The sequence below is a fragment of the Planktotalea sp. genome (genome assembly GCF_039984035.1).
Taxonomy (GTDB): Bacteria; Pseudomonadota; Alphaproteobacteria; order Rhodobacterales; family Rhodobacteraceae; genus Planktotalea.
Window position 1 is genome coordinate 1 of record NZ_JBDWVM010000230.1, and the last position, 1,942, is coordinate 1,942.

General features: G+C 53.6%; 2 protein-coding genes. One reads left to right on the forward strand and one right to left on the reverse strand.

Annotated features, from left to right (window positions below):
* The coding region (locus ABJQ89_RS10450) for an NAD(P)/FAD-dependent oxidoreductase (RefSeq protein ID WP_348496180.1) at positions 1-699 on the reverse strand (699 nt) is incomplete at its 3' end.
* Positions 700-877: 178 nt separating this feature from the next.
* Here ABJQ89_RS10450 and rlmF point away from each other — a divergent pair.
* Entirely contained in the window at positions 878-1,807 is a 930-nt protein-coding gene (gene rlmF, locus ABJQ89_RS10455; RefSeq protein ID WP_348496181.1) for a 23S rRNA (adenine(1618)-N(6))-methyltransferase RlmF, read from the forward strand.
* The last annotated feature ends 135 nt before the right edge of the window (positions 1,808-1,942 follow it).

A 1,942-nucleotide genomic window follows, 5' to 3' on the forward strand; every position in this document is an offset into this window, starting at 1 on the left:
GGGCAATTTGATCAGCCCGCCCATGGTGTCGGCAGGTTTTCCGAAGATGTATTTTGGAACGAAATAATAGCCGCGCCGCATCGATAGATCGCAGCGTGCGCCGTGGTGGATTGCATCGACGGCAATGTCACAGCCAGAGTTGCCCGCGCCGACGATGAGCACGCGTTTGTCTGTGAACTGGGTTGGGCTGCGGTAGTTGGCGGCGTGGATCAACTCGCCCGTGAACTCCCCTTTGAAACTGGGTTTGTTCGGCTCGCTCAAGGTGCCATTGGCGATCATTACGCCTGCAAAGACCTCAGAATGTTCGCCCGTGTCATCGCGCCAGGTCACTTGCCAGCCATCGCCTGAGCCGCCAAGGGGGGTGCAGGACAGAACCTCGCTGTTGAAGCGGTAGTGATCATAGAGCGCGAAATGCTTTGCGAAATCGCGGAAGTATTGTTTTAGTTCTCGATGGGACGGATATTCGGCCACGTCGTCACGCATCGGAAAATCGGTGAACTCCGTCATACGTTTAGACGAAATCAAATGCGCGCTTTCGTACATTGTTGAGCGCGGTGCATCGATGTCCCAGAGACCACCCACATCCGAGTTCAGCTCAAACCCTTGAAACGGGATGCCATTCTCAACCATCAGCTTGGCAGCGGCGAGCCCCATTGGTCCTGCGCCGATAAGAGCAAATTGTTCGCGGGTGTCTGTCATGGTGACTGCTCCGATGGGCAAGGACTTGAGTTCGAAATCAAAAGATGGCGCAGAACGAAGGCTCATGCACGTTAAAAATGGTACGAGCAGCATACTACGTGTCTTGCTAATTTACTCTTTGCACCTGAGCGCCTAAGAACGCTGACCGCCGTTTGTTCATCCCATTGAAAGCTGCCTTATGGCCCCTCAACCAAAGCTGCATCCCCGTAACCAGCACCGTGACGGGTATGATTTTGTCCGTTTGCTGAAAGAACTGCCAGAGCTTGAGACGTTTACAACCCTCAATCCAGCGGGCCAGACGACGATCGATTTTCGCGATGTGGCGGCTGTGCGCATGCTTAATCGGGCGTTGCTCAAGGCGCATTACAATGTGGGTTTCTGGGACATCCCAGCGGGCTATCTTTGCCCGCCTATTCCGGGGCGCGTTGATTACATTCACTATCTGGCGGATTTGCTGGCGAGTAGTTGCGATGATCAAGACATCCCGCGTGGGCGTCGCATCAAAGCGCTCGACATCGGCACAGGCGCGAGCCTAGTTTACCCGCTGACGGGGCAGAGCGAATATGAGTGGCATTTCACAGGGACGGATATTGACGCTGATGCGATTAAATCGGCGCAGAAGATTTACGAGCTGAACAAGCTGAACATCACTCTGAGACAGCAAGATAAACGCGAGAATATCTTTCGTGGCGTGATCGAGCCTAAGGACAGGTTTCATGTCACCATGTGCAATCCGCCCTTTCATGCTTCAAAGGAGCAAGCCAATAAAGGCACTCAGCGCAAGTGGGCGAATTTGGGGGAAGGGGCCTCAACGAAGCTGAACTTTGGCGGGCAAAATGCAGAGCTTTGGTGCCCGGGTGGTGAAATAAAGTTCGTCGCTCGTATGGTGAATGAAAGTCGCGATTTCGCGAACCAATGTCTGTGGTTTACGTCACTGGTGTCTAAGAAAGATAACGTGGCAACGCTTAAGCGGATATTGGGAAAAGCGAAGGTTGCGGATTTCAAAATCGTGGAAATGGCGCAGGGGCAAAAGACCAGCCGCTTTGTTGCTTGGACTTACATCAAGAGAAGTCTGCGCGCGTCGTTTTTGAAGCGAAGCTCGAAATAGAAAAAGGCCGCGCGCTTGGAGACAAGCGCACGGCCTAAAGTGTTTATCCGATGATCGCGTTCAGCGTTGCGGATGGGCGCATAACGTCTGCAGTCTTCGCTGCATCGCCGCGGTAGTAACCGCCCAGATCAACGC

Coding starts and splice junctions, on each gene's coding strand:
- rlmF (WP_348496181.1), top strand. CDS start 878: ATGGCCCCTCAACCAAAGCTGCATCCCCGTAACCAGCACCGTGACGGG.